Origin of the sequence: Novosphingobium aromaticivorans DSM 12444 (assembly GCF_000013325.1) — a bacterium.
GTDB lineage: Bacteria > Pseudomonadota > Alphaproteobacteria > Sphingomonadales > Sphingomonadaceae > Novosphingobium > Novosphingobium aromaticivorans.
This window is the reverse complement of record NC_007794.1, coordinates 3,279,606-3,305,250: the sequence shown is the minus strand read 5'-3', so window position 1 is coordinate 3,305,250 and position 25,645 is coordinate 3,279,606. Positions and strand designations below refer to the sequence as shown.

At 67.0% G+C, this 25,645-nt stretch carries 24 protein-coding genes and 1 tRNA gene; 16 read left to right on the top strand and 9 right to left on the bottom strand.

The features are described 5' to 3' along the window. Nucleotides 1-185: 185 nt before the first annotated feature. Genes SARO_RS15665 through SARO_RS15655 form a run of 3 tightly spaced genes read left to right on the top strand, consistent with a single transcriptional unit; the run spans nucleotide 186 to nucleotide 4,060 of the window. Entirely contained in the window at nucleotides 186-2,378 is a 2,193-nt protein-coding gene (locus tag SARO_RS15665; protein WP_011446723.1) for a TonB-dependent receptor, read from the top strand. Nucleotides 2,379-2,390: 12 nt separating this feature from the next. Continuing rightward, entirely contained in the window at nucleotides 2,391-3,170 is a 780-nt protein-coding gene (locus tag SARO_RS20860; RefSeq protein WP_011446722.1) for an SDR family NAD(P)-dependent oxidoreductase, read from the top strand. Nucleotides 3,171-3,172: 2 nt separating this feature from the next. Further along, the gene (locus tag SARO_RS15655) at nucleotides 3,173-4,060 is read left to right on the top strand and encodes a tyrosine-protein phosphatase (RefSeq protein ID WP_011446721.1); all 888 of its coding nucleotides are present in this window, start codon (nucleotides 3,173-3,175) and stop codon (nucleotides 4,058-4,060) included. A gap of 443 nt (nucleotides 4,061-4,503) precedes the next feature. On the opposite strand, the gene SARO_RS15650 is transcribed toward SARO_RS15655, so the two are convergent. After that, nucleotides 4,504-4,590 (bottom strand) — tRNA-Leu (locus SARO_RS15650). Nucleotides 4,591-4,827: 237 nt separating this feature from the next. Between SARO_RS15650 and SARO_RS15645 the strand changes: the two genes are divergently transcribed. Continuing rightward, nucleotides 4,828-5,793: a complex I NDUFA9 subunit family protein gene (locus SARO_RS15645; RefSeq protein WP_041550510.1), complete on the top strand. Its 966-nt coding sequence runs from the start codon at nucleotides 4,828-4,830 to the stop codon at nucleotides 5,791-5,793. A 213-nt stretch (nucleotides 5,794-6,006) separates the two neighbouring features. Here the strand turns inward: SARO_RS15645 and SARO_RS15640 are convergent, their stop codons facing one another. Continuing rightward, nucleotides 6,007-6,678 (bottom strand): glutathione S-transferase family protein, encoded by a 672-nt coding sequence (locus tag SARO_RS15640; protein ID WP_011446719.1) that lies wholly within the window; start codon nucleotides 6,676-6,678, stop codon nucleotides 6,007-6,009. 524 nt (nucleotides 6,679-7,202) lie between these two features. Here SARO_RS15640 and SARO_RS15635 point away from each other — a divergent pair. From SARO_RS15635 to SARO_RS15620, 4 genes are all read left to right on the top strand, one after another. Further along, entirely contained in the window at nucleotides 7,203-7,517 is a 315-nt protein-coding gene (locus SARO_RS15635; RefSeq protein WP_011446718.1) for a DUF6481 family protein, read from the top strand. A 3-nt stretch (nucleotides 7,518-7,520) separates the two neighbouring features. Further along, entirely contained in the window at nucleotides 7,521-8,285 is a 765-nt protein-coding gene (locus tag SARO_RS15630; protein WP_011446717.1) for a spermidine synthase, read from the top strand. Nucleotides 8,286-8,425: 140 nt separating this feature from the next. Continuing rightward, nucleotides 8,426-8,617, top strand: coding sequence for a hypothetical protein (locus SARO_RS15625; RefSeq protein WP_011446716.1), 192 nt, complete (start codon nucleotides 8,426-8,428; stop codon nucleotides 8,615-8,617). 178 nt (nucleotides 8,618-8,795) lie between these two features. Continuing rightward, the gene (locus SARO_RS15620; RefSeq protein ID WP_011446715.1) at nucleotides 8,796-9,026 is read left to right on the top strand and encodes a hypothetical protein; all 231 of its coding nucleotides are present in this window, start codon (nucleotides 8,796-8,798) and stop codon (nucleotides 9,024-9,026) included. A gap of 28 nt (nucleotides 9,027-9,054) precedes the next feature. Here SARO_RS15620 and SARO_RS15615 read toward each other — a convergent pair whose 3' ends face one another. Beyond that, a complete protein-coding gene (locus SARO_RS15615; protein ID WP_011446714.1) occupies nucleotides 9,055-11,175 on the bottom strand; it encodes a TonB-dependent receptor plug domain-containing protein in 2,121 nt (706 codons plus the stop codon). Between the two features lie 180 nt (nucleotides 11,176-11,355). Here SARO_RS15615 and SARO_RS15610 point away from each other — a divergent pair, with 180 nt between their 5' ends. The 4 genes from SARO_RS15610 (at nucleotide 11,356) to SARO_RS15595 (ending at nucleotide 14,720) form a co-directional block, all read left to right on the top strand. Then, nucleotides 11,356-12,090, top strand: a complete 735-nt coding sequence (locus SARO_RS15610; RefSeq protein ID WP_011446713.1) for a sigma-70 family RNA polymerase sigma factor — start codon at nucleotides 11,356-11,358, stop codon at nucleotides 12,088-12,090. A 64-nt stretch (nucleotides 12,091-12,154) separates the two neighbouring features. Next, entirely contained in the window at nucleotides 12,155-13,135 is a 981-nt protein-coding gene (locus SARO_RS15605) for an NAD(P)H-dependent flavin oxidoreductase (RefSeq protein WP_041551349.1), read from the top strand. Next, nucleotides 13,132-13,914, top strand: a complete 783-nt coding sequence (locus SARO_RS15600; RefSeq protein ID WP_011446711.1) for an SDR family oxidoreductase — start codon at nucleotides 13,132-13,134, stop codon at nucleotides 13,912-13,914. Before SARO_RS15605 ends, SARO_RS15600 begins: the two co-directional genes overlap by 4 nt. 11 nt (nucleotides 13,915-13,925) lie before the next feature. Beyond that, complete coding sequence (locus SARO_RS15595; protein WP_011446710.1) at nucleotides 13,926-14,720, top strand: SDR family oxidoreductase; 795 nt, start codon at nucleotides 13,926-13,928, stop codon at nucleotides 14,718-14,720. A gap of 37 nt (nucleotides 14,721-14,757) precedes the next feature. Here SARO_RS15595 and SARO_RS15590 read toward each other — a convergent pair whose 3' ends face one another. Continuing rightward, entirely contained in the window at nucleotides 14,758-15,450 is a 693-nt protein-coding gene (locus SARO_RS15590) for a L,D-transpeptidase family protein (protein WP_011446709.1), read from the bottom strand. Nucleotides 15,451-15,563: 113 nt separating this feature from the next. Further along, nucleotides 15,564-16,763, bottom strand: a complete 1,200-nt coding sequence (locus tag SARO_RS15585) for a glycosyltransferase (protein ID WP_011446708.1) — start codon at nucleotides 16,761-16,763, stop codon at nucleotides 15,564-15,566. A gap of 45 nt (nucleotides 16,764-16,808) precedes the next feature. Here SARO_RS15585 and SARO_RS15580 point away from each other — a divergent pair, with 45 nt between their 5' ends. Continuing rightward, nucleotides 16,809-17,993 (top strand): phospholipase D-like domain-containing protein, encoded by a 1,185-nt coding sequence (locus tag SARO_RS15580; protein ID WP_011446707.1) that lies wholly within the window; start codon nucleotides 16,809-16,811, stop codon nucleotides 17,991-17,993. Here SARO_RS15580 and SARO_RS15575 read toward each other — a convergent pair. Further along, the gene (locus tag SARO_RS15575) at nucleotides 17,925-19,139 is read right to left on the bottom strand and encodes a DUF418 domain-containing protein (RefSeq protein ID WP_011446706.1); all 1,215 of its coding nucleotides are present in this window, start codon (nucleotides 19,137-19,139) and stop codon (nucleotides 17,925-17,927) included. The two genes, SARO_RS15580 and SARO_RS15575, sit on opposite strands and share 69 nt — an antisense overlap. 4 nt (nucleotides 19,140-19,143) lie before the next feature. Further along, complete coding sequence (locus tag SARO_RS15570) at nucleotides 19,144-20,217, bottom strand: SPOR domain-containing protein (protein ID WP_234007372.1); 1,074 nt, start codon at nucleotides 20,215-20,217, stop codon at nucleotides 19,144-19,146. Between the two features lie 431 nt (nucleotides 20,218-20,648). Here SARO_RS15570 and SARO_RS15565 point away from each other — a divergent pair, with 431 nt between their 5' ends. The 3 genes from SARO_RS15565 to SARO_RS15555 are packed head-to-tail and all read left to right on the top strand — an operon-like array spanning nucleotide 20,649 to nucleotide 23,248. Continuing rightward, nucleotides 20,649-21,374: a ParA family protein gene (locus SARO_RS15565; RefSeq protein ID WP_011446704.1), complete on the top strand. Its 726-nt coding sequence runs from the start codon at nucleotides 20,649-20,651 to the stop codon at nucleotides 21,372-21,374. Nucleotides 21,375-21,387: 13 nt separating this feature from the next. After that, nucleotides 21,388-21,903, top strand: coding sequence for a hypothetical protein (locus tag SARO_RS15560; RefSeq protein WP_011446703.1), 516 nt, complete (start codon nucleotides 21,388-21,390; stop codon nucleotides 21,901-21,903). 22 nt (nucleotides 21,904-21,925) lie between these two features. Then, nucleotides 21,926-23,248: an SPOR domain-containing protein gene (locus tag SARO_RS15555; protein WP_011446702.1), complete on the top strand. Its 1,323-nt coding sequence runs from the start codon at nucleotides 21,926-21,928 to the stop codon at nucleotides 23,246-23,248. A 67-nt stretch (nucleotides 23,249-23,315) separates the two neighbouring features. Here the strand turns inward: SARO_RS15555 and SARO_RS15550 are convergent, their stop codons facing one another. Both SARO_RS15550 and SARO_RS15545 read right to left on the bottom strand, forming a co-directional pair. Beyond that, entirely contained in the window at nucleotides 23,316-24,545 is a 1,230-nt protein-coding gene (locus SARO_RS15550; protein ID WP_011446701.1) for a dihydroorotase, read from the bottom strand. Then, nucleotides 24,542-25,567 (bottom strand): aspartate carbamoyltransferase catalytic subunit, encoded by a 1,026-nt coding sequence (locus SARO_RS15545; protein WP_011446700.1) that lies wholly within the window; start codon nucleotides 25,565-25,567, stop codon nucleotides 24,542-24,544. Before SARO_RS15545 ends, SARO_RS15550 begins: the two co-directional genes overlap by 4 nt. Nucleotides 25,568-25,645: the final 78 nt, after the last annotated feature.

Genomic DNA, 25,645 nt, shown 5'->3' with positions numbered 1-25,645 from the left:
TGCCGACATCGAAAACGCGAAAATCCTCCTCTCTTACCCGGTCCGTCGCGGCTGCCAAGCCCGGTCGGACAGGTCGCCGAATGAGCCCTCTTGAAAATCTACCTACATGAAGGTAGAAAATCTAACAAGGCGTAGAAAACGAGGCGCGAGATGCTTCGCAAAGCGCTGTTTTCAGGGAGAGAATCATGTCAGGTCACGTTTTCCTCAAGACTGCGAGCCTTTTCGCGCTGATGCTGTCGGCCGCGCCCGCCCTTGCCGCGCCCGCCCTTGCCGCGCCCGCCCTTGCCGCGGACGAACAGGACCAGCCCTCCGACGGCGGTCTTGGCGAAATCGTCGTGACCGCGCAGAAGCGTGCCGAACCGTTGCAGAAGACGCCGATCTCGATCGTGGCGCTGACGGCGGACGACATCGCGAAGAAGGGCATTGCCGACCTTACCGACCTGCGCTCGCAGGTGCCCGCGCTGCAGGTAACGCCGCATCCGAACAGCGCGACGACAGCGCGTGTCTTCCTGCGCGGCGTCGGCAACAACGACGACCAGATCACCGTCGATCCCAGCGTCGCGATCTATCTCGATGGCATCTACGTGGCGCGCGGGCAGGGGCTTGCGGCCGAGATCGCGGAGATCGAGCGCATCGAGGTGCTGCGCGGCCCGCAGGGGTCGCTCTACGGTCGCAACGCCACGGGCGGTGCGATCAACTACATCGCACGGCAGCCCCGGCTTGGCGAGTTCCACGCGCGCCAGTCGCTGGCCTACGGCAACTACGACCAGTTCCGTTCGCGCACGAGCGTCAACGTTCCGGTCGGCGAAACCCTTGCCGTGGAACTGGCCTATCTGCACAGCAGCAAGGACGGCTTCGTCCGCAACCTTGGTACCGGTGTGGAGCGTTTCGGGGATCAGCGCCGCGATGCCTATCGCGCGGCCGTGCTGTGGCAGCCGGCGCCGTCCTTCGAGCTGCGCTATGCCTATGACCGGTCGGACATTGCCGATACCCCCGCGTTCATGGTCTCGGCGCCGTACTACCCGCGCATGGCGGTTCGACCGACCGCAGGCTCTCCCGCCGTCCGCGACCTTGCGGCGAATGACGTGACCGCGCAGGGCCATAGCCTCGTCGCGAGCTGGAACGCATCGGACGAGGTCACCATCCGCTCGCTGACGGGCTATCGCAAGCTCGCCAACTTCACCAACCAGAACTACCTGACCGGCGTTGCCGGGCCATTCCCTGTCTTCGTCACCACTTTCGACCAGAACCAGCGTCAGTGGAGCGAGGAACTTCAGGTCGTCGGCTCTGCGCTCGACCGCCAGCTGGAATACACGTTGGGCGCCTATTTCTTCGACGAGAAGGCCTTCAGCTATGACACCACCGTGCCGACGGGGCGGGCGACGACACTGCGCACGGCAACCGTGCGCAACCGTGCCTGGGCACTCTATGGGCAGATGACCTGGCGGCCCGAAGCGCTTGCAGGGGTCTATCTGACCGGCGGGCTGCGCTGGTCGCGCGACAGCCGCAAGGCAACGCTGGACCAGACGTCGGTCGCACTGAACGGCACCAGGACGGTCCGCCCCCAGGGGCGCGGCGACAACAGCTTCACCGACGTAAGCCCCAGCGTGATCCTGGGATACGACGTCAACCGCGACGTCAACGTTTATGCAAAATGGTCGCGCGGCTACAAGACCGGCGGCTACAACCTGCGGGCCAGCACGATAGAGCGTTTTGCCGAAGGCTATGGCCCGGAGCGGCTCGATTCATTCGAATTCGGCCTCAAGTCCAGCTGGCTCGATAATCGTCTTCGCGCCAACGTCGCGGTGTTCCGGGCGAACTACCGGGATATCCAGGTCAACATCCAGTCCGATCCGGAGAACCCCGCCGTCACCGACATCTTCAACGCAGGCGAGGCGCGCATCCAGGGTATCGAACTGGACCTCACGGCCAAGCCATCGCGGGCGCTTACGGTCAATGCCAACTACGCCTTCCTCGATGCCGGCTACCGCCGGATCACCGATCAGATCACCGGCGCGAACATCGCCTCGCGCTTCAACTTCGTCGAGGCGCCGCGTCACACCCTGACCGTAGGCGCGGAATGGACCCTGCCGGAAACGCCGCTGGGCGTCCCATCGGCAAGCGTCGACTACTACATGCAGAGCCGCAAATTCTCCTCGACCACCGATGCGCGCTACATCGTTGGCGACTACGGCCTGCTCAATGCGCGGCTCAGCCTTTCGGAGATCCCGGTGGGCTTCGGCAAGTGGCGGCTTTCCGCCTATGCCCGCAACCTGACGGATACAAAGTACTACATCGCCAACTTTTCTGCCGGGCTGCCCGCCGCCTTCTTTGGTGAACCGCGCACGTATGGCATCGAATTGAACTTCGAATATTGAGGGCCTGAGACCATGGATATCTACGCACCCGCGCTTTCCTCGCCCTCCAGCCCCGTGGTCGTCACGGGCGGGGCCTCCGGTATCGGCCTTGCGGCGGCCGAGGCGCTTGCCGCAGTCGGCAGGCCGGTCGCCCTATGGGACATCAACGGAGCGGCGGCGAAATCGGCCGCGCAGGACATCGCCGCCCGGCGCGGCGTTGCCGCGATCGGCGTCGCGGTGGACCTGCGCGACATCGGCGCCATCGATGCTGCCCTTTCGCAAACGCGCGATGCGGTCGGGCGTCCGGGCGGTCTCGTCCATTCGGCCGGCACGGTGGACACTGATTCCATCGACGGTCTGACCGAGGCAGGCTGGGACAGCGGTATCGCCATCCACCTGCGCTCCTTCGCGTTTCTGGTGAAGGCGCTTCGGGCCGACATGGCCGCCCAGCCGGGATCGGCCGTCGTGGCGGTGACCTCGATCAACGCGACGCTCGGCAATGCGCTCAACCCGATCTACACTGCGGGGAAGGGCGGCCTGCTCTCGCTCGTGCGCTCGCTTGCGGACCGGCTGGCGCGCGACGGGATCCGCATCAATTCGGTCTCGCCTGGCCAGATCGTCACGCCGATGACCCGGCCCGCGATCGAGGCGCTGCCTGAAGGCTTCTTCGAGAAGCGCATCCTTCTCGAACGGCTAGGCCAGCCCGAGGAAGTGGCCCGCGTGATCCGGTTTCTGCTTTCCTCGGAAGCGAGCTATGTCACCGGTGCCGAGCTAGTGGTCGATGGCGGCAACATCTCGTCGCAGAGGGGGTGAACATGAAGCGGATGCTGGTCGCGGGCCTTGCCCTGCTGCTGTCGGGGGCCTGTGCGCCGCTGGCCGACACCGGGCTCGCGAGCGCGCCCACCGCGCGCTCCGTCACCGCGCTTTCGCAGCATTCGCTTCACCTCGCGAGCGCGCCCAACTTCCGTGACATCGGCGGGTACCGTACGCAGGACGGTCGACTCGTGCGTCAGGGTATCGCCTACCGCTCCGACCAGCTCGACCGGCTTGGCGACGCCGACCTTGCAGCGATCGCCAGTTTGCGTCCCTCGGTGGTGGTCGACCTTCGCACCAAGACGGAGCGGGACCGCGAACCCGATCGGGTGCCTGCCGGCGCGCGCCACCTCGTTCTCGATGTCGCCGCCGACAGCACCCAGTCGCTCGGCGGCGACATGCGACAGGCCATGGCGCAGATCGCCAGCGGACAGGGCGAAGCGTTGCTGGTCGACGCCAATCGCGAATTCGTGACCCTACCCAGCGCGCGGCGATCCTATGCCACGCTGATCCGGCTGATGCTCGATTCCGATGGTCCGGTGGTGTTCCACTGCACTGCCGGCAAGGACCGCACCGGCTGGGCGACGGCTGTCGTCCTCACCCTGCTCGGCGTACCGCGCGCAACGGTGATGGAGGACTATCTGCTCAGCAATGCAAGGCTCGCCGACAAGAACCGGGCCACCCTTGCAGCGCTGGCGCGATCGGGCAGCGGGATAGACCCGGCCTATCTCCAGCCGGTCCTGACCGTACAGCCTCGCTACATCGAGGCGGCATTCGACGAGGTCGACCACGCCTACGGCTCGTTCGACAACTACGCCCGTGCGGGCCTTGGCCTTTCCGACGCGGAACTCCAGCGCCTGCGAGCCAGGTTCCTGACCCGCGCCCGTTAAGGCGCAACCGTCCCTTCCGCGAGGAATGCGGTCGCTTCGTGGGGGCGGCTTCCTTGCGGTTCCGAAACTTCACCCTCCAAGCCGATCAACCGCGAGGGGAGTACGGGGCGCGCTGGGCGCGGGAGAAGTCCGGCCACCGCTCACTCGACCACCGCGAGATGCTGGAGATCAGCATCCGCATGCTGGCGGACGAGGCGCATGATGCGTGACCTTTGGGCACAAGCGCGCCGTGCTGCGCGGCGACTGGATCGGCAGAGGCCCGAGCAGCGGAAACTGCAATGTGGAATACCCGGAGGCACATTCTGAAATGGCCCCCACCGTGGCCCCAAAAATATGCCCGGCTGCGGGCGACGCATGGCGCGCGGCAGCGCCCAGACCACGCCGTTTTACCGCAGATTTCCGTGATCTACTCAACTGTTGCGGCCATCGCCGAACAAGAAAAATGGTGCCCAGAAGAGGACTCGAACCTCCACGCCGTTTCCAGCGCCGCCACCTGAAGACGGTGCGTCTACCAATTCCGCCATCTGGGCACGGAGGCGAGGGCTTGAGTGCCGTTCGCCGGGTAGGAGCGCGCCTCTATGGGATGGGGAGCGGGGTGTCAACGGGGGTTTTGCGGGTTTGGCGAAGTCTTTTTGCAACGTCCGGGCATCCGGGGTGTTTCGGCATTGAAAGCGCGCCCCCGGCTGTGCCAAAGGCGGCGCTCGGGAACCCGCGGGCACGCGGGGGAATCATATCTCAGTTTCATTCGACCAGGCAGGATACGGGCAATGGCAAACGGCAGGACGCGCGATCTGGAAGGTATGCTGGTGGCGCTGGTGGGCGGCACCGGTTTCTTCGGTACGCATCTGGCGCAGGAACTGCTGGCGCGTGGCGCGAGGCTGCGCGTGTGCAGCCGCCACCCGGAACGCGCGTTCCGGCTGAAGCCGCTGGGCACGCTGGGCCAGATCCAGTTCGTTGCGACCGACGTGACCAAGCCGCGCACGGTGGCAGCGGCGCTGACCGGCGTCGATGCCGTCGTCAACCTCGTCGGCGCGTTCAGCGGCGATCTCGATTCGCTTCAGGGCGAAGGCGTGGCTCGCGTGGCCGAGGCGGCGAAGGCAGGCGGGGCGAAGGCATTCGTCCATGTTTCCGCGCTGGGCGCCGATGCCGGTTCGGACGTGGCATATGCCCGCACCAAGGCCGAAGGCGAGAAGGCGGCGCTTGCCGCGTTCCCGACCGCGACGGTCGTGCGCCCATCGATCCTGTTCGGCGAGGACGACAATTTCCTCAACATGTTCGGCGGACTGATGGCCAAGCTGCCGGTGCTGCCGGTGTTCGGCCCGACCGCGCAATTGCAGCCGGTGTTCGTCGACGATGCGGCAGAGGCGGTGGCCAATGCCCTGGCCGATCCGCGCGCCCATGGCGGCAGGACATACGAACTGGCCGGTCCGGAAGTGGTGACGATGGGCGAACTCAACCGCCGCATCGCCCGCGCCGCCGACCGTTCGCCCATGTTGATCGAGCTGCCAGACGAAGTTTCGGGCGCTTTCGCCGCGCTGACCGGCTGGCTGCCCGGCGCGCCGATGAGCCGCGACCAGTGGAAGCTGCTCAAGGCCGGCAACGTCGCTTCCGGCACGCTGCCCGGGATCGAGGCGCTGGGCGTGACGCCGCGCCCGATGGGCCTGTTCCTCGACCGCTGGATGACCCGTTTCCGCAAGTTCGGACGATTCGGCGTGAAGGCCAAGGCGGCCTGATCGGCCGCTTCCGCCCGCCAGGGGGTTTACACGGTTTACACTGTCCAGGGGAGAAAGTCGGGGCCGGCTTTCTCCCTTTTCCTTTTCGTGTCCGGTCAAGGGTTTCGCGGCCGATTCCATGGTCCGGGAGGCTAGGCCGGGCAAGACCTTGTAGGACAGCGCTTTTTCGCAGGCATGAAATCTTCGGCGCCGGCGAGCCGTGCGAAAAGCGCCTCAGGCGTTCACGTCGGCATAGTGGGAGGGCGGCTGGATCACGTCCATGCGCTCGCCCAGAAGAGGGCGGAAGCTGGGGCGGCTCTTGAAGACGGAATACCATCCGCGCGCCTGTTCATGGCCCGACCAGTCGATGCCGCCCAGGTAGTCCGCGACCGAGATCTGGGCGGCGGCGGCGAGGTCTGCCAGGCTCATGGTCGAGCCCGCGAGCCAGGGGCGGTTATCGATCAGGTAGTCGATGTAGTAGAGATGCTCGTCGGCCAGCCGCATCGCCTCGCGCAGGAGCTTGCTGTCAGGCGGCGAACGATAGACGAGACGCTTCTTCATGCGCTCTTCCAGAAGCGGGCTGGTGACGTCGGCGAAGAAGCTTTCGTCGAACAGGGCGACGAGACGGCGGATTTCGGCGCGGTTGGCTGCCGTGCCGTTGATCATCGGCGTCTTGTCGACCGTCTCCTCGAAGTATTCGCAGATCGCCCGGCTGTCGGCCAAGGTGATGCCCCGCTCGGGATTGTGGATCGCTGGCGTCCGATAAGCGGGGCTGAGGTGCCCAAAGCCCTCGCGCCGCTCCCACGGGTTTTCGCGCACGAGATCATAGGCGACGCCCTTCTCGCTGAGCAGGAGACGCACCTTGCGGCTGAACGGGCACAGGGGGAATTGATAGAGCTGCCACATGGAACGAGCTTTGCGCGGGGACGGGAGCGAAGTCTAGGCCGTAAACTCATACAGGGCACCATCGAGGTTTGAAACAAAACGGCCAGGTGCAAGGAAGGAGGGCGCAGGAATATGTCGATATTTCAAGCCCGACTGACGCGGCAGATGGCCGTTTTGGTCAAATCCCGAAGGGACGCCGGAATGGCTTCCTTCTCGAACCGAAACGCCCTTGCAGGGGCAACCAGCCCCTGCGGCGGACCTTTCGGCCCGATATGTTCGCCATTCCGGCGCCTCGATGGTGCCCTGTATGAGTTTACGGCCTAGGCCGTAACGACACCCGGTCCGGGCATTTGCGTGACAAGTGCGGCATTCGCGGCTACTGCGCGGGTCAATCCACTTGGCGGGGCCCCGGTCCCGCCCTGCATTTTCGAGAACCTGCGCGCAAAGCCTTAGGTCGTGCCGCGCCGGGCTCTCCTTTTGGCAGCACCGCTCCGAGGGCTTTGCTGCGGGACCGTTTTCCCCATTTCAATCAGGTTTGCACAGACATGACAGGCTACAAGGAACCCGGACTGGACGCGCGGCGCAAGGCTGCCGCCGAAGCCCGGGAAAAGGCACTGGCGAAGCTCAAGGCGCGACCGCCGATCGATCCGGCGGTGCAGGCGCAGCGCATCGCCGCCGCCGAGGCGCGCGAGAAGGCACTGGCCGAGAAGCGCGAGGCTGCAAAGGCCGAGCGCGAGCGTGCGATCGCGGAGAAGGCCGAACGCGCGGCGCGCGCCGCCCCGCCGCCCCCACTGACCGAAGCCGAGCGCAAGGCGATCCGCGATGCCAAGTATGCCGCCCGCAAGGCGCGGAAGAAGTAGGTCTTGGACACGCCCGCAGCGCAAGCGCTGGTCGACAGGCCGTCGGAGCAACCTGGCTGGTCCGAACTGCACCCCGATGACGAACTGATCGACGTCGCCTTCGTGCCCGATGGCAGTCGCCTGCGGCTGGTCCGGAACGGCAGCGAATACGTGATCCTGCTGGACCACCACGAACTGATGAGCACCGACGTGGTCGCCTCCGAACAGGAGCTGGCCCGGGTGACCTGCGAGAGGCTGGGGGCGGTACCGGGCCTGCAGATGCTGATCGGTGGCTATGGCATGGGCTTCACCCTGCGTGCCGCGCTGGCGGCGCTGGGGCAGGACGCCGAGGTTACCGTTGCCGAGATCGTGCCGAAGATCGTGGAATGGGCGCGCGGGCCGATGCGGGACTTTACAGCGGGATGCCTTGACGATCCGCGGGTGCAGCTCGTCGAGGAGGATGTCGGCATGCTGATCGCGGCGGCAAGGGGCGGCTACGATGCGATCCTGCTGGATGTCGACAACGGTCCCGAAGGCCTGACGCGCCGGGTGAACGACTGGCTCTATTCCGCATCGGGACTTGAAGCGGCGCGTACCGCGCTGCGTCCGGGCGGAATCCTGGCAATCTGGTCGGCAACGCCCGATGACCGGTTCACCGGACTGCTGGCACGATCCGGCTTTGAGGTGAACGTGGTGGCGGTCGAAGCGCGCGAGGGCGTGCGGGGCAACGAGGAGGCGTGGAAGCACGCGCTCATTCTGGCTCGCAAGGCGGTGACGAACGGGGGGTGATGCCCTCCGCACCTCCTTGCTGGGCCGAATGCGGGCTTGCCGTTTGCCCGTTCTGCCCCCATATAGGATGCATCGCCGGGCCTGCATTGCACACCGGCGGCTGAGAGACCGCGCGCTCCCGCATATGAAGGAGCGTGGTCATGGACCTCAACGAACTTCTCTATCATCATCAGGTCGCGCTTCTCCAGGGGCCGGTCCCTGCATGTGAAGCGACTGGGTCTTCTTTCGATCTTGCCGGTCACTATCGCCGCCGCATCGACGCGATGCGGCGGATGTTGGGCGTGGCCGAGTATCCCGACTGGTGCCGCGAGCCATCCGGCGCGCGGTCGTGACGCGCGGCCCTGCGTCCGCACGGCTGGCGATGCTTTTCACAAGCAACAACGGCCGGAACCGCGATCATCTCGTGCGGATGCGGCTAGACCTCGCGAGCGAGGCGGAATGGGCCCTGTCGGGCCAACACCAAATTGAAGGGGACGGCCGCTGCGCGGTCTCCCGCTGGAGTATGAAGCAATGACCCGGGCCGTGAACGTCGTGATGCAGGAAGCCGAAGTGCTGGCGCTTTGCGCACGCAAGTCCATTGCCGTGAGCGCGATCGAGGTTTTGCCTTCGGGCGGGACCCATCTGGTCTGCGTGACCATGGACGGGGCGGACCAGGTACGCCGGCTGCTGCGCAAGTCGCTGATCGAGGGACGCGTCAAGCGCTTCCCGTTCCAGCGCGCCGCAGGCGCAAGCTACATCTGAATCCGCGCAAGACCCATCTCCTGGTCGGTCAGATGCTGCCCTTTACGGTCAGCGTGAAGATCGGGCCGATCAGCCGGTCGCGCGTTTCGACAAAGGCGATGGGCGCATCCGGCCGAGGGCCGTCGTAGACGCGGCGGTCCCAGCGCTGGCGACCGTTCAGGAGGTTGTTGGCGCTGGCCTTCACGGTCAGGCCCATGACGTTCTTGTGTTCGATGAAGAGGCCCGCGAAGACCGGGCCTTCATAGGCGCGCCCGGCTTCGAAGCGGCGATGATAGAGCGATTGGCGGTTGTATTCGTACGATGCGCCGGCGGCCCAGTCCGTGCCGGGGAAGTCTTCGCGGAAGTTCAGTTCCCAGTAGCGTTCGGTGATGGCGCCGTAGGGGATGTGGCGCGAGGGATCGAACGGGTCTCTGAGCCGGGTGAAGGTCAGTTCGACATTGAGGTCGATCCGCGCGCCCTTCCAGCCGAGAGGATCGAGCTGGAGCGTGGTGTTGCTGACGATCTGGCGTTCGCGGGCCGAGCCGACATTGCCGATGGATTCCCCAAGCGCCCCGATAGGGATCACGGTCACGTAATCCTGCACATCGCGGGCGACGAGGCGCAGCTTGGTCGAGCCGAGCGCGCCGAACGTGCGGTTCAGTTCGAGTTCGGCCGACCAGTCCTGCTGGGGGACCAGATCGGCATTGCCGCTGTTGGCGTTGCCATCGTCGAGAAAGCGGCGGGCGAGGAAGTCGTAGAACGAGAGCTGGCCGACCGATCGCTTGATCTTGAACGAGACGTCGAGATTCCTGCCCGCCTTCCAGCCGAGCGAGAGCGAGCCCTTGGGGCGGAAGAAGGTGCGGCTGAGGTTGCCTTCGGGCCCGGTGGCACCCGTCTGGCGCAGGGTCGAGCGTTCGGCGCCGGCAATGAGCTGGAGCGTGAGGCGGTCGGTCAGCGGGCGACTGAACGAGAGGCTGGCGTCGTAGCGATCTTCCTTCACGCCGCCGGTGCCTTCGGGGAAGGGCACCTCGACGAAGTGGCCCTGGGCATCGAGCGTGGCGAGCGAGGCGACGTTGTCGAGCGAATTGAACGCACCCTCGCCGGCAAGCTGCCAGTCGCCGCCCAGCATCTTCCAGGAATATTCGGCCCGCGCGATGCGTTCGGCGCTGTCGCCGACCTGCGCGTAGCGGTCGCCCACGGCGGGCGTGCCATCGCGGAAGGTGGTGACGACCGACTGGCTGTAGGGTTCGTGTTCCTGCCGGTTGAGGCCGATGAGCTTGAGCCGGCCGGGGCCGAGCGCGAATTCGTAGTCGCCGCCGATTTCCCAGTTGCGGGCCGAAGAGCGGTCGTCGAGATCGCGGATGGTGACCGTGCCGTCGGCATCGGTGCGCACCGAATGCTCGGTGAAGCGGCGGGGAATGCGTTCGAACGAGCCGTTGAGATTGGCCACCGAGGAGCCGGGGCCGTCGATGGTGAACCGTGCGGTGAGCTTGGGCGTGTCGCGGCGGGCCTTTACCACGTCGTCGCGGGTCTGGATCACGGCGCCTGTGCGGTCGGTGATCAGCGTGGGGCCGCCGGCGGCGCCGCGGTTGGCGTTGTTGATGAGGCTGACCGTGTATTCGACCGGTCCCTTGCGGCCGGAAATCGAGATTTCGCCGTTGGTGAAGCGCGGGTCGGCATAGTGGGGGCGGACTTCCGGGCTCCAGCGGAACTGTCCGGAGAAGCTGGAGCTGCGCGCAATGACGTTGGCGACCTGGCCGGTGAGGCCCGGGATGTCGAGGCGGGCGCCGTCGACCAGCTCGATCCGCTCGACGGTGGAGGCCGGGATGCGTGAAAGCTGGGTGTAGATGTCGTCGGACTTTGACGAGAGGCGCTGCGAATTGACCAGGACGTTGCCGCTGGCCTGGCCGAGGCCGCGGGCTTCCTCGCCCTCGCGGATCGAGAAGCCGGGGACCTGGCGCAGCATGTCGAGCGCGTTGCGCGGGGCGAAGCGGGTGAAGTCGGCCGGGGTGAAGACGGCCTGCGCGGTAGTGTTGGCAGGCGCGGGGCTATCCGGGAGTGGAGCAGGCTCTGCCGCCCGGGCGGGGGCCGTGCCGAGGGCGAGGAAGCCCGTGGCGGCGAGGAGGGCGCATCTCCCGGTGCGCCGCAATCGTTTCTTTGGAAACTTCATTCGGAGCCGATGACCGAGAACGGCGGGACATGCCCGCCGCGCTCGACCAACGACATGCGCGGCCCGACAAAGGCCGTCTGTCGATGAATCCTGTGGTTCGCCTCAGCCCGAGAGGCGCATCGGCGGCGAGGCGCCGCAACCTGCTCATCACGAGATGCCGATCCCCGAGGGAATTGCCGCATGAAGCACGATCACCGCGGCTTTGCCGCAGCACAGGCCTATCGCAAGGACGAGACAGCGGATCGCATTCGGCGGTTTCTGCCCATGGTCAAGCGGCTCGCCTGGCACGTCCACGGCTCGGGCCGGTCGGGCATCGAGATCGAGGATCTGATCCAGGCCGGCCTTGTCGCGCTTACCGAATGCGCGCAGCGCCACGATGGTCCGACCGAGGATGGCTTCGCCGCCTATGCCAAGCTGCGGGTGAGGGGCGCGATGGTCGACCTCGTGCGCCGGTCGACGCCGCTGTCGCGCTCGGCAACCGAACGGCGCCGCGTCCTGCGCGAGAAGACCGCGACGCTCGCGACCGAACTGGGCCGCCCGCCGAGCGAAGCCGAGCTTGCCCGCGCGGTGGGCCTGACCGAGCGCGAACTGGCCGACCAGCGTGCCGCCGACGAACCCCTGCGTTTCGAGGCGATCGACGATGCCTATTCCGACAGCAACTCGGCGTTTGCCGACGACCGGCCCGACAGCTTCGACATGCTGGCCGATGCGGAAATGCGCGGAGCCGTCGCGGCTGCCATCGCCGGACTGCCGGAGCGGTTGCAGTTGATCATCCAGCTCTACTTCGTCGAGGAACTTAACCTTGCGGAGATCGCCGAAGTGCTCGGCGTGAGCATCCCGCGCGTGCATCAGTTGAAGGCCCAGGCCATCGACAAGCTGCGCATGGCGCTCGGAGAGGGGTACGATATTCTCTAAGCGGCTTGCCATCGTTCCCAATAGCGTTTAACCGATCGGTTAAACGCTATTGGGAGAGGCAATGATGGCGCTCAAGACACGCATCACCCAGATGCTCGGCATCGAGCATCCGATCGTCCAGGGCGGGATGATGAACGTCGGCTATGCCGAACTGGCAAGCGCGGTTTCCAACGCGGGCGGCCTCGGCATCATAACCGCGCTGACCCAGCCCACGCCCGAGGCCCTGCGCGACGAGATCGAGCGCACCAAGGCAATGACGTCGAAGCCGTTCGGCGTGAACATGACCATCTTCCCGACCGTCAATTCGCCCGACTACAAGGCCTATGCCCAGGCCATCATCGATGGCGGCGTGAAGATCGTCGAGACCGCCGGGACCCAGGCCGTGCGCGAGATCTGGGAAATGCTCAAGCCCCACGGCGTGACGATCCTGCATAAGTGCACCGCCGTCCGCCATGCGCTCTCGGCCGAAAGGGCGGGTTGCGACATCATCTCGATCGACGGCTTCGAATGCGCCGGCCACCCCGGCGAGGACGACATTCCCGGCCTGATCCTGATCCCCGCCGCGGCAGACAAGGTGAAGATCCCGCTGCTCGCTTCTGGCGGGTTCGGTGACGGGCGCGGCCTGGTCGCGGCTCTCGCACTCGGCGCGGAGGGCATAAACATGGGCACGCGCTTCTGCGCCACGGTCGAGGCGCCGATCCACGAGAACGTGAAGCAGGCCTATATCGACAACGACGAGCGGGGCAGCTTCCTGATCTTCCGCAATTTCAAGAACACCGCGCGCGTCGGGCGCAGCGCCGTATCGGAAGAGGTGGTGCGCCGCCTGTCGAAGCCCGATGCCGTGTTCGAGGACGTGCGCGAACTGGTGGCCGGAACCGCCGGCAAGGAACTCTTGCAGACCGGCGATCTTTCCCGGGGCGTGTTCTGGGCCGGCATGGTCCAGGGCCTGATCCACGACATTCCCACCTGCCAGCAGCTGATCGAGCGTATCGTGGCCGACGCCGAGGACATCATCCGGGGCAGGCTCGGAGGGTTCCTGGCATGAAGATCGACAGCACGACCAGCGCGGTCGTCACCGGCGGTGCATCCGGCCTCGGCCGCGCAACGGCAGAGGCGCTCGCGGCCGCCGGGGTGAAGGTCGCCATATTCGACGTGAACGAGGAACTCGGCGAGCAGGTCGCCGCCGCGATCGGCGGGCTGTTCTGCAAGGTCGACATCACCAGCGAGGAGTCGGTCGTCGAAGGCTTTGCCAAGGCGCGCGCCGCGCACGGCCAGGAACGCATCTGCGTCCACTGCGCGATGACCCAGCGCAAGGGCCGGACGATCAGCCGCAACAAGGAGACCGGCGAGTTCGTTCGCTTCCCGACGGAGGACTATGCCTTTGCCGCGCAGGGCATTCTGGTCGCCAGCTACCGTGTCGCCTCGCTTTCCGCGCTTGGCATGGCGGGGCTTGATCCGCTGGAAGACGGCGAACGCGGAACGATCATTCTCACCGCCTCGGTCGCGGCGCAGGACGCCCAGATCGGGCAGGTGGCCTACGGTTCGCTCAAGGCCGGGGTGAACGGCCTGGTCCTGCCGATGGCACGCGACCTGATGGACCTCGGCATCCGCGTCAACTCGATCATGCCGGGCATCTTCGGCACGCCGCTGCTCGGCCGCCTGCCGGAAAAGGTGCTCGACAGTCTCAGCGCTTCGGTGCCGTTCCCCAAGCGGCTCGGCAAGCCCGAGGAATATGCCAGCCTTGCGATGGAACTGGTGCGCAATTCCTATTTCAACGGCCAGTGCATCCGCCTCGACGGCGCGATCCGCATGGCCCCGCGCTGAGGATCGAACCGATGAGCCAATCTCCCTTCCGCGACGACGTCCTCGCCGGCAAGACCGCGTTCATCGCGGGCGGAACCAGCGGCATCAATCTGGGCATCGCAAAGCGCTTTGCCGAACTGGGCGCGCGGGTCGCCGTCCTCGGTCGCAATCCCGAAAAGGCAGCGTCCGCTGCTGACGAAATCGGCCACGATGCCATCTGGCGGGCCGCCGACGTGCGCGATTATGGCGCGATCTGCGAGGCGATGAAGTCGGTCCGCGACGAGATCGGCGCGCTCGACATCGTCGTGTCGGGGGCTGCGGGCAATTTCCTGGCGCCGGTACTCGGCATGTCCGCCAATGCCTTCAAGACGGTCGTCGACATCGATCTCCTCGGCACGTTCAACGTGTTCCGGGGGTGTCACGAACTGCTCAACCCCGGCGCGTCGCTCATCGCGATCACCGCCGGACAGGCGGAGCAGGCCATGGCGATGCAGGCCCATGCCTGCGCCGCGAAGGCCGGGATCAACCAGCTCGTGCGCACGCTGGCGATCGAATGGGGCCCCGATGTGCGAGTCAACGGCATTTCGCCGGGTCCGATCGCGGATACCGAGGGCATGGCAAGACTGGCACCCGATGAATCGACGCGCCAGCAGCACTATGCGCGCATCCCGATGAAGCGCTGGGGCACCTGTTACGAGATCGCCGAGGCGGCGGTGTACCTGTCGACCCCGGCCGCAAGCTACGTGACCGGCGCGATCCTCGATGTGGATGGTGGCAGTTCGGTCGGCGATGCCTCTCGCACCAGTCCGAACAAGGGGCTTGCCTGACGGATCGGGCTGATCGGCGGCGCGAGCAACCGGCGGCTCAACCGGCGTGGTTGCCGGGAAGGATCGGGTCGCCGATGGTCATCTTCTTGCCGTCGGTGATAATGACCTTGTCGCCAAGCTTCGCCAGCTTGAACAGCTTTGCGGCAAAGGCGTCGGGCACGCCGATGCAGCCGTTGGTGGCATAGCCCTTTTCGACCTTGCTGCCGTGGATTGAGACGCCATCGTTGGTCAGGCGCATCATGTACGGCATCGGCGCGTCGTAGATGTTCGAGACGTGGTCGGCATCCTTCTCGGTGATCGGGAAGATGCCCGTGGGCGTAGGCTTGTCGCCATAGCCTTTGAGAATGGCGGCAGCGCCGATCTCGTGGCCTGCACGGAAGACCGAGATCACACGCGCTGTGAGGTCGACGGTGACGACGAGCGGGCCTTCGGCAGGCGCGCGGCTTTCGTCCCAATGAAACTTGCCGAAGCGGATCGGCTCGTGGATCGGCAGGATCGACTTGACGACGAACGGACCATCGTCGGCCCGGGCAAGGGCTGGAGTTGGCACGGGCCCGGACGCCTTCGCCGGCACCGCGATCGATGCGGCTTCGGCCGTGCCCTTGCCGAAAATGACGGCGGCGATGTCCTGTCCGGCGTGGAAGGCCAGGACCGAAGCGGCGCTGGTCGCAAGAAAGCCGAGCGGCATTCGCACCCACCGGTTTCCCCAGAACCCTGCCCTGCCTGCCATGCGACCCGTTCCTTTCATCATTAGGAATAGGCGTTAACGGGCAGACTTGCGAGTCCGCCGGACAGGCCGTCCCGCCCCGGGACGCCGGGGGTGTGGGTGGTTACCCAACGTAGTTAACGACGACGCGCGGCGAACTGTTCGTCGAAGAGGGCAGCGTAGGCTTCCAGCATTCGTTCAAGCCTGAACCGTTCCACCTTCTCGCGTCCGGCCCGTGCCAGCGCACTGCGCCGCTCCGGCGAAGCCAGCAGTGCCGCGATTTCGGTGGCCAGCGCTGCCTCGTCGTTCACTGGCACCAGTTCCCCGGTCACTCCGGGCTCCACGATATCGCGCGCGCCGAATCTGCAGTCGGTCAGCAGCAGGGGCGTGCCGCAGGCCATCGCCTCGGCCGCCACGGTCGGAAATCCTTCCCACCGCGAAGGCAGCACGAACAGATCGGCGCGCGCCATCCAGGCATAGGGGTTGGGGACGAAGCCGATGAAGCGCACGTACTCGCCGATGCCGAGCTGTGCGGCGAGGCGGTGCAGTTCGCCCAGCCGGCTCCCCTTGCCGAGGATCACCAGCGCGTGCGTGCGCCACGCTTCGCTCCGCGCGAAGGCGCGCAGCAGCACCTCGTGCGCCTTCTGGTATTCGAGCCGGCCCGCGGTCAGGATGAAGGGCCGGTTGGGCGCGCCCGGAAGGCTCTCGCCCGCTGCCTCGCGTATGCCGTCGATGTCGATGGGATTGTTGATCATCCGCATCTTCGCGGGATCGAGATCGAGATCGGTGATCAGCCCCGCGGCCATGTCGGTGGAATTTGCGAGAACGGCATCGGCCCGCCGATAGGCCTTGGCCGTAAGGTCACGCGATGCCCGCGCCACGGCGCCGTTGGGCGCTTCCTCGCGGATGACGGCCAGCACGTTGTTGCCTTCGCGCGCGATCCAGCGCGGTCGGGCGCGGCCCATGTTCATCAGCGCCAGCCAGACCAGCAGGTTGGTGCCCTTGAGGAAGCTCAGCACGACGTCAGGCTGCGTTTCGCGGATCATCCTGCGGAATGCGAGCGGTGCCCGCACTGCGCTGCCGACCAGCTTTCCGGGGCGGTAATTGGCGGAATTGGGACCGTCGAAGTTGAAGTGCGTCTCGCCTTCCGGCGCCACTATCAGCCGCGACCGGTCGGCCTGGTCGAGGTAGGGGCCCGAGGCGCGGAGCAGGCCCATGCGCATGTCGAAGCGCCCTTGAAGGCGGTTCAGCAGATGCACGGCGACACGTTCGGCGCCGCCGCCGTGGAGCGAGGTCAACAGCAGCAGGACCTTGGGCGGGGTCGGTGTGTTGTTCATCGAAGGGCAAATGGCACCGTGCTTATGCGCTGACAAGGAGCGCGCATGACAACCAGCTATAATCGTTACACATTACTCTTCGGCGCTGAAGAGTTCTGGCAAGCTGCGAGGGCGGACATGGCGGCGGCGCAGCGTCGGGTCCTTGTCCAGGCGATGACTTTCGAGGCCGACCGGGCCGGGCTGTCCGTGGCATCGGGCATCGAAAATTCGCCTGCGCGCGAGCGACGTGTGCTGGTTGACGACTACAGTCGCAACGTCATCAACGACACCATGCTCCCCCTGCCGTTTCGTCCGGCCGACGTCCTTGCCGAGGCACGGGCGACGCTGGCGATGTTCGACCGGCTCGACGCGCTCGGCATCGGGGTGCGCGTGACGAATCCTGTGCTCGGCAACCCGCTGCGCTATCCCTTGCGCAACCACAAGAAGCTGCTGGTCATGGACGATGTCGCGCATGTCGGCGGCATCAACTTTTCGGATCACAACTTCTCATGGCACGACCTCATGCTGCGTATCGATGATGCGGAGGTGGCGGATTTCCTTGCCAGGGATTTCATGAATGACTGGGCCGGCCGGCCCCGGGGCGTCCGGGGGCAATTCGGCGACCTCGAACTCGTCTGCCTCGACGGCGACACCAACGCCAGCCTGATGCAGCCGCTGATCGATCTGGTGGCTTCGGCGCGCCGGTCGGTCGAGATGGTCAGCGCCTATCCGACGATGCCGTTCGTCGGCGCGATGGCCGAGGCCGCGCGCCACGGGGCCGAGGTCACGATCTACAGCCCTGCGCCGAACAACAAGCCGGTGGTTCGCGATTACCTTGCCGGCGTTGTCGGGCGTGCGGGGATCGCGCTGCGGCTGCTCCCGAAGATGACGCACGCGAAGGCGATGCTGATCGATGGCGAAACCCTGGTCGTGGGGTCGAGCAATTTCAACTTCGCATCGCACCGCACCAGCAACGATATCGTGGCGATCGTGCGCGATCCGTTGCTTGTCGCGCAGTTCGAGGAGCGTCTGCTTACGCCCGCGCGCGGGGCATCGTTTGCGGTCGGCGAGGCCCGGATCCCTGCGTGGCGGCAGTGGCGGGCACGCGCGACGCTGGAACTGGCCGACGCCGTGCTTGCGAACCTGCGTCACGGCGAGGTCCGCGCGATGGACTGGCAGGCCCTACGCGTGCGCGGGAAGGGCAAGCTTGCGCCAGAGCGCCTCAAGCGGCCCCTGCCCGAAGCGGGCTAGCCACCATCGCGGCCAGGCGAGCATGGCAAACCAGCCAAGCAGCACGAGGGCGGGCAGCCAGGCTCTCGGGAGTTCCGGCCCGAGCCCGAGGCCCCAGCCGGACAGGATCGCGCCCATCAGCACGGTCGTGCCGATGTAGTTGCTGAACGCGCAGCGTCCCGCAGCGACCAGCGCGCGACCCACGGCCCTGCCGCGAAGGTGCGGAAACAGCAGCAGGAGCCCGGCGGCGTATCCGATCGCCATGGCAAGGTGGGGGAACGCCATACCGCTCTCTATCGCCCCGAACATCGCGCGCGGAGGCCAGCCATGCGCGGCCAGCCACGATAGCGCGGCGACGGACGCCGCCGCTCCCCCCAGGATGCCGATGGCGGCGATCCAGCCCAGGCTGCGTTTTGGCCAGGTCGTGAAGAAGCCGCTTCGCAACAGCGCCATGCCGATCAGCATCAGTGGCAGGGTTTCGGTAAACGTCGCCAGCGTGACGCGCAGCGGCTCGGCGGCACCATTTGCAAGCCTCAGGCGGACGGCGTCGACAAACCCCGCGTCGAGCACGGCAAGGTCGCTCGAGATGGAGGCGGCGATCCGCGCCATCATGCCGGCCTGCTCGGCAACGTCCGCCGGAGCGGCGATGCCGGACAGGACCGCCTGTTCCGTGGCCATCCCCGGCAGTGCCAGCAGGGCATCGATCCCGTGCGAGAGGAGGTAGATCGGCAGGGCGACCGCGACGAGCCCCGCTGGCGAAAGGCGCATGAGCAGCAGCGCGCACAGTCCGCACAGGGCATAGGGGAAGAGGATATCTCCCCACCACAGCAGGGCGTAATGGGCATAGCCGAAGATTGCGAGCCACACGAGGCGGCGCACCTGCGCCTTGCCCGGGTCCAGTCCGCGACGCTGCGCCGCGCGCGCGAACAGGACCATGCTGGCCCCGAACAGCATGCTGAACAGCGCGCGCATCTTGCCTTCGAAAACGACGAACGCGAAGCCGAACCACACCGCGCCGCCCGGTTCCATCCGCGGGATCGCGGGCGAGAAGGTGGCCAGCGACGGGCCCCAGAAGCCGGTCACGTTGATCGCGAGAATGCCCAGCACGGCCACGCCGCGCAGGAAATCGATCGCCTCAATGCGCGTCTGTTTCAGGTTTTCCGCCAAGCCATCAGGGCTTTACCACCAGGCAACTGAAGCCGCCAGCCTTGAGCGCGGCGCAGGCCTTGTCGGCCTGGCTCTCGGTGTAGCCGCCCGCCAGAAGACGCGATACGCCGCCTGCGGGCAGATCGATCCGGGCATGCCCTGCGACTTCGGCGCGATTCCTCACTTTCGCCCACAGGGCGTCGGCGTTGCTCTTCACTCCGAATGCGCCGAACTGGATGCGCCAGTTGCCGTCTGCCTTGGGTGCTGAAGCGGAGGGTGCGGCCTTCCTGGGTTGCGTGGGCGCGGCGGGCTTTGCCCTTGCGGCGGGTGGCGCGGCTTCGCGCGGGGCATCCGGCTTGGCCTGGCTCGCGGCAACGCGACGGGGCGTCGGTATCGGAACCGGATCGGCAAAGTCGGCGCCCGCCGTGACGGGAGCGGCGACCGAAGGCGTTGACGGCGGAAGTTCCGCGCGCTGGAGCGGAGCAGGTGCCTGCTGCGGGCGCATTGGCGCGGGCGCACCTGCTTTCACGCCAAGATCGGCTGCGGCAAATTCCCTTGCCCGGTTCGCCTGCGCCTTCTGTTCCAGCTCCGTGGCCAGCGACATCGCCAACTGGCGTTGGTCGAGCGGGATGATCTCGTCCATCGTGGCCAATCCGCGCGTCGCCTGGTCGAGCCCGGTCGCGGCCGAGCGGCTCATCAACGCATAGGCGCGCACCCAGTCCTTGCCGACAGTGTCCCCGTTGAAGTGGGCGATGCCCAGAATGTACATCGCGCGCGGCTCCCCCCGGTAGGCCGAGGCCGTCAGGTAGGGCAGGGCTTCGGCCTTGCGGTTTTCCTGGAAGAGCAGGAGGCCGAGCGTGTCTCCCGCCTTGATGTGCCCCTGTTCGGCCGCCTTGCGATACCACGCTTCCGCGCGCTTCAGGTCCTGCGTCACGCCCTTCCCGAGCTTGTAGGCCTGACCCATGTTGAACTGCGCATCGGCATCGCCCCTGGCTGCCGGGCCGAGCCATTCCTTGACCGCGCCGGCGTGATCGCCGCGCGACCACGCGTCGACGCCAGCCTTCACATCGGCGCGGGCAGGCGTTGCGGCGACGGCCATCGCTGCCAGCGCGAGGGTCAGCACCCGGTATCGCGCAAGTCGCCTGCAGGCCCCGCCGCCGCGTGTTTTCAACCCGATCGAAGCCATTGCCACCAAAGTCCGTTTCCTGATCCGTGCTGGCACGGAGCGCTCGCGCTGCCCCCTGCCGCGCTGCCCCCTGCCGCGCTGCCCCCTGCCGCGCCGTCCTGCGCCGCGCCGTCCTGCGCCGCGCCGTCCTGCTGCCACGTCGCCCCGACAACGCGCGGCGACCGACCCGTCATAGTCAACGGGGCGTTAGCGAAGTCTTATCGCTGTTCCGTCGACACCGCTCCTGTTGTTGCAACCGAAGCGGTTGTGGCGTCCTCGGCCCGAGGTGCGCCTGTTAACCAAAATTTCAGCCCATTCTGCGAATCCGTAGGGCACGAGCTTGCGAATTTCAGGGGGTTTGGGCTTTGCGCGTACTGGCATTGGCATCGCAAAAGGGTGGCTCGGGCAAGACCACATTGTCCGGTCATCTTGCCGTGCAGGCCCAGCGGGCCGGGGCCGGACCGGTCGTGCTGATCGACATCGACCCCCAGGGTTCGCTGTCCGACTGGTGGAACGAGCGCGAGGCCGAGTACCCCGCATTCGCCCAGACGACCGTTGCGCGACTCGCAGCCGATCTCGCGATCCTGCGCCAGCAGGGCTTCAAGCTGGCCGTCATCGATACGCCCCCGGCCATCACCATGGCGATCCAGTCGGTGATCTCGGTTGCCGAACTTGTCGTCGTGCCGACCCGCCCCAGCCCCCACGACCTCCGCGCCGTAGGCGCGACGGTCGATCTCTGCGATCGCGCGGGCAAGCCGCTGATCTTCGTGGTCAACGCCGCCACGCCGAAGGCGCGGATCACCTCCGAGGCAGCAGTCGCATTGTCGCAGCACGGTACCGTGGCGCCGGTCACGCTTCATCACCGCACCGATTTCGCGGCGTCGATGATCGATGGCCGCACCGTGATGGAGGTCGATCCGGGCAGCAAGTCGGCAGCCGAAGTCGCGGCGCTGTGGACCTACATTTCCGAGCGTCTCGAAAAGAACTTCCGCCGCACCGTGTTCGCCGTGCCGCAACAGGCAGCGGCCATTCCGATGCCCGGCACCCATCGCCCGGCTGGCGGCTTCGGCCGCCGCGTCGTAGGTTCCTGAAGGAGGACGGGTGATGAGCAGTGCAAAGCCTCTCGCATCGCTTTCTCCCAGCCTGCTGGCCCGCAAGGGCGGTGCGCGTCCGGCCATGCGTCCGCAGCTCGCCATCAGCCTGGAAGATCAGCATCGCGTGATCTTCGGAACCGGCGAGGCGTTTCCCGCCCTTGCCCAGGACGATCTCGGCTGGAACGATCTTGGTGACGACCGGTCTGCGGCACCGGTCGCCGTCGAAAGCACGGCCGAGGCTCCCAAGCCGGTCGTGGTCCAGCAGATCGAGGCTCTCGCCGAAGCGGTGGCCCCTGCGCCCCGTGGCCGCACGAAGGGCGGCGTGCCCGTTCGTTCGGCCCTGAAGGAAGGTCGCAAGGCCGCCTTCACGCTCCGTCTCGACAATTACCGCCACTTGCGCCTCCGCCTTGCCTGCACGCTCGAGGATCGCAGCGCGCAGGCGGTCGTGATCGAGGCGCTCGATCGGTATCTCGCCGACCTTCCCGGGCTCGAGGATCTCGCCCGCCGCGCCATCACGCGCAATTGACCTTGCGAAGGAACCACCGAGGATGACCATCCAGTTCCCTGCCTTCGTCCCTAGCCGCACCGCCCGGCTGATCGTCTCGACCGCGCTTGCCGCAGGTGTCCTCACCGGGTGTGCCGCCGGGGGGGCGCGTCCGGACAAGTTCGCGTCGTCCGCGCGGACCGCGCTTGCCAAGGGCAGCGCGAGCGGCGCCATCGGCAACGCAGAAAAGGCCGTGCTCGCCGATCCGCGCAATCCGGCCTACCGTGTCCTGCTCGGCAATGCCTACCTCAAGGCCGGACGCTTCGAATCGGCGCGGCAGGCCTATGACGAGGCGATGGACCTCGGCGAGGATTCCAGCCGCACCGCGCTGAGCCTCGCGCTGGCGGACATCGCGCTTGGTCGCAATGCCGAGGCGATCGACACGCTGAACTCCTATCGCGAAAGCATCGCCGCTTCCGACTACGGTCTCGCCCTCGCGCTTGCCGGGCAGCCGGCGCAAGGCGTGTCGGTCCTGTCCGAGGCGCTGCGTGGTGGCGAAAACACCGCCAAGGTCCGCCAGAACCTGGCCCTGGCCTATGCGCTCGCAGGGCGCTGGCGCGAAGCGCGGACCATGGCCGCGCAGGATGTGCCCGCAGACCAGCTTGGCGACCGCATGGAACAGTGGGCCGTGATGGGGCAGCCAGAGCGCACCCGCGAACGCGTTGCCGGCCTGCTCGAGGTGCCCCTGCGGGGCGACTCCGGCCAGCCCGCCGCACTGGCGCTTGCCAATTTCCCGGCCGTCGAGCAACTCGCGGCCGAGGCCGCGACGCGCGCCGAGCCTGCTGACCAGCCTGCCGCCGCCGCAGCCCCCGCGCTTGCCGAAGCGTCGGTCCGCGAATTGCCGCCGGTCGAGCCGTCGGTAACGCCGGAACCTGCCGTCGCCGATTCCTCGTCGCAGCCCAGGCAGGCGCAGCTCGCCCTGATCGACGTGCCGCCTTCGCGCTCGAACCCGGTCGCGCCGCGCGTTCACCTGGCCGTACCCACCAAGGTCGCCACCACGCCCAAGGCTGCCGCTCCCGCACCAAGGGGGACGCATCTCGTCCAGCTCGGCTCCTTCTCCAGCGCCGAAGGCGCGCGCCGTGCATGGCGCCACTTCACCACGCGCAATCCGGAGCTGCGCGGCTATGGCAACGTCACGACCCAGGTCACGGTGGGCGGGCGCCAGTTCTGGCGCGTTCAGGCTGCCGGATTTGCGGGCTATGGCTCGGCGAGTTCGATGTGCGGCGCAGTCCGCTCGCGCGGCGGGGCGTGCATGGTCCTTCGCGGCGCCGCACCTGCGCTGCCTGGGCAGCAGCGCGCCGCTGAAACGCGCATGGCCAAGCGCTAGGGCGCCGATTTTCCTTCCGGGGGCGGACGGGCGCGGGTGCCTTGGCAATCCCGCGCCCATTTCCGTTTCAGTGGACCTGCTTGCCGCCCTTGAACAGCGCGGTGACCCGGCCTTCGACGGGTCGTCGGTCGAACGGGGTGTTTCCGGCGCTGGCGGCCATCTTGCCCGAATTGACGATCCACGGCCGCGCCGGATCGACGATCGCGATGTCGGCCTCGGCCCCTGTCTCGAGTCGTCCGGCATCGACCCCCAGTAGCCGCGCCGGGTTTCCGGCGAGCAGCTCGAACGCGCGTGCCAGATCGATCACGCCGTCGCGCACGAGCGTCAAGGTAAGCGGCAGGAGCGTTTCGGCGCCCGCCATGCCGGGCTCCGCGTCGGCAAAGGGGAGGCGCTTGTCTTCCGGCCCGCGCGGGTCGTGACCCGATGCGATGACGTCGATGGTGCCATCGGCAATCGCCGCGATCACGGCCTTGCGATCCGCGTCCGAGCGCAGCGGCGGCGAGAGACGGCAGAAGGTGCGGAAGCCGACGAGTTCGAGATCGGAAAGGACGAAGTGCGCAGGCGTGACCCCTGCCGTCACGCGCACGCCGCGCGCCTTGGCCGTCCGCACGAGATCCAGCGCCTGCGCCGTCGTCACCTGCCGGAAATGGACGTGGCAGCCCGACATTTCGGCAAGCGCGATGTCGCGAGCCACGGCCAGCGCTTCGGCCTCGGCCGGCGCGCTCGGCAGGCCGAGTCGCGTCGCCACCTCGCCTGCCGTCGCGACGGCCGATCCGGTTATCGCCGCATCCTCTGCATGCGTGACCACGACCAGCCTCAGCATCGCGCAGTAGCGCAGCAGGCGCAGCATCACGCCTGAATCGCCGATCCATGCCCGTCCGGTGGAGACAGCCTTGGCGCCCGCGTCGCGCATCAGCGCCAGTTCGGCCAACTCCGTTCCTTCCAGCCCGCGCGTTGCGGCGGCCAGCGGGTGGACCCACATGTCCGGCTTGCCCGACTGTGCGGCGAAGCGCACCCGCGCCGGATGGTCGAGCGGCGGCGCCTGGTCGGGCATGAGCGCCGCGCGCGTGATCCCGCCGAAATGGAACGCGGGCTTGTCGACCGCGAAGACGCCGAGGTCCACCAGCCCCGGCGCGACCAGCGCGCCCCCGGCGTCGAACACCGTGTCGCCGTCCTGCGGCGCCACATCGCCCAGCGCGACGATGCGTCCGCCCTCGCAGCGCAGGTTCCCGGCGACCGGCTCGCCCGAGCCCGGCACCAGCCGGCCGCCTATGATCGTGAGAGGCTGCGCGATCATGCCGAGGCTCCTTCCGCTTCCCAGCCCGGGGTGCGCCGTGCCCGCCGCGTCAGCACCTCGAGGCAGGCCATGCGGATGGCAACACCCATTTCGACCTGCCGCGTGATCAGGCTGCGCGTGGGATGGTCCGCCACGGTCGAATCGATCTCTATGCCGCGGTTCATCGGCCCGGGATGCATCACGAAAGCGTCGGCCTCCGCCCTGGCCAGCCGTTCGGGCGTCAACCCGTAGAGGTGGCGATACTCGCGCGGGGAGGGGATGAACTGTCCCGACATGCGCTCCTGCTGAAGGCGCAGCATCATCACGATGTTGGCCCCTTTGAGCGCCGCGTCGAAGTCGTGGAAGGGCGTCACGCCCATTGCCTCGATCTCGGCCGGCATCAGCGCGGGAGGCGCGCATACGCGGACTTCCGCGCCCAGGGCGGTCAGGCTCAGAATGTTGGATCGCGCCACGCGGCTGTGCAGGATGTCCCCGCAGATCGTCACTTTCAGACCATTGAGGTCCGATCCTGCGGGCAGCTTCATCGCATGGCGCATCGTCAGCGCATCGAGCAGGGCCTGCGTCGGGTGCTCGTGCTGTCCGTCGCCGGCATTCAGCACCGGGCAGTCCACCTTTTCCGCGATGAGGCGCACCGCGCCCGAACTGGCGTGACGGATGACGATTGCGTCCGCGCGCATGGCATTGAGCGTCATCGCCGTGTCGATCAGCGTTTCGCCCTTCTTCACGCTGCTGGTGGCGGCGTGCATGTTGACCACGTCCGCGCCCAGCCTTTTGCCCGCGATCTCGAAGCTCAGCAGCGTGCGGGTCGAGTTCTCGAAGAAGGCGTTGATAATCGTCAGGCCGTTGAGAAGATCGGTCGTCTTCTGGCTCTGCCGGTTCAGTTCCACCCACTGTTCCGCCTCGTCGAGGAGGTAGAGAATCTCGTGGCGCGCAAGCTGGCCGATGCCGGTCAGGTCACGGTGCGGGAAGGCGAGGCCGCCCGCTGGATAGCGGCCCGCTGCTGGGGTGTTCTGGCTTTGCATTGAAACCAGTTCCCTAGTCGCGGGTTGAAGCGGGCTCAAGCGGTTTCCCGCTGGCCTTGGGGAGTCGTCCACAATAGA

Coding starts and splice junctions, on each gene's coding strand:
- SARO_RS15665 (WP_011446723.1), top strand. CDS start 186: ATGTCAGGTCACGTTTTCCTCAAGACTGCGAGCCTTTTCGCGCTGATG.
- SARO_RS20860 (WP_011446722.1), top strand. CDS start 2,391: ATGGATATCTACGCACCCGCGCTTTCCTCGCCCTCCAGCCCCGTGGTC.
- SARO_RS15655 (WP_011446721.1), top strand. CDS start 3,173: ATGAAGCGGATGCTGGTCGCGGGCCTTGCCCTGCTGCTGTCGGGGGCC.
- SARO_RS15645 (WP_041550510.1), top strand. CDS start 4,828: ATGGCAAACGGCAGGACGCGCGATCTGGAAGGTATGCTGGTGGCGCTG.
- SARO_RS15640 (WP_011446719.1), bottom strand. CDS start 6,678: ATGTGGCAGCTCTATCAATTCCCCCTGTGCCCGTTCAGCCGCAAGGTG.
- SARO_RS15635 (WP_011446718.1), top strand. CDS start 7,203: ATGACAGGCTACAAGGAACCCGGACTGGACGCGCGGCGCAAGGCTGCC.
- SARO_RS15625 (WP_011446716.1), top strand. CDS start 8,426: ATGGACCTCAACGAACTTCTCTATCATCATCAGGTCGCGCTTCTCCAG.
- SARO_RS15620 (WP_011446715.1), top strand. CDS start 8,796: ATGACCCGGGCCGTGAACGTCGTGATGCAGGAAGCCGAAGTGCTGGCG.
- SARO_RS15615 (WP_011446714.1), bottom strand. CDS start 11,175: ATGAAGTTTCCAAAGAAACGATTGCGGCGCACCGGGAGATGCGCCCTC.
- SARO_RS15610 (WP_011446713.1), top strand. CDS start 11,356: ATGAAGCACGATCACCGCGGCTTTGCCGCAGCACAGGCCTATCGCAAG.
- SARO_RS15605 (WP_041551349.1), top strand. CDS start 12,155: ATGGCGCTCAAGACACGCATCACCCAGATGCTCGGCATCGAGCATCCG.
- SARO_RS15600 (WP_011446711.1), top strand. CDS start 13,132: ATGAAGATCGACAGCACGACCAGCGCGGTCGTCACCGGCGGTGCATCC.
- SARO_RS15595 (WP_011446710.1), top strand. CDS start 13,926: ATGAGCCAATCTCCCTTCCGCGACGACGTCCTCGCCGGCAAGACCGCG.
- SARO_RS15590 (WP_011446709.1), bottom strand. CDS start 15,450: ATGGCAGGCAGGGCAGGGTTCTGGGGAAACCGGTGGGTGCGAATGCCG.
- SARO_RS15585 (WP_011446708.1), bottom strand. CDS start 16,763: ATGAACAACACACCGACCCCGCCCAAGGTCCTGCTGCTGTTGACCTCG.
- SARO_RS15580 (WP_011446707.1), top strand. CDS start 16,809: ATGACAACCAGCTATAATCGTTACACATTACTCTTCGGCGCTGAAGAG.
- SARO_RS15570 (WP_234007372.1), bottom strand. CDS start 20,217: ATGGCCGTCGCCGCAACGCCTGCCCGCGCCGATGTGAAGGCTGGCGTC.
- SARO_RS15560 (WP_011446703.1), top strand. CDS start 21,388: ATGAGCAGTGCAAAGCCTCTCGCATCGCTTTCTCCCAGCCTGCTGGCC.
- SARO_RS15555 (WP_011446702.1), top strand. CDS start 21,926: ATGACCATCCAGTTCCCTGCCTTCGTCCCTAGCCGCACCGCCCGGCTG.
- SARO_RS15550 (WP_011446701.1), bottom strand. CDS start 24,545: ATGATCGCGCAGCCTCTCACGATCATAGGCGGCCGGCTGGTGCCGGGC.
- SARO_RS15545 (WP_011446700.1), bottom strand. CDS start 25,567: ATGCAAAGCCAGAACACCCCAGCAGCGGGCCGCTATCCAGCGGGCGGC.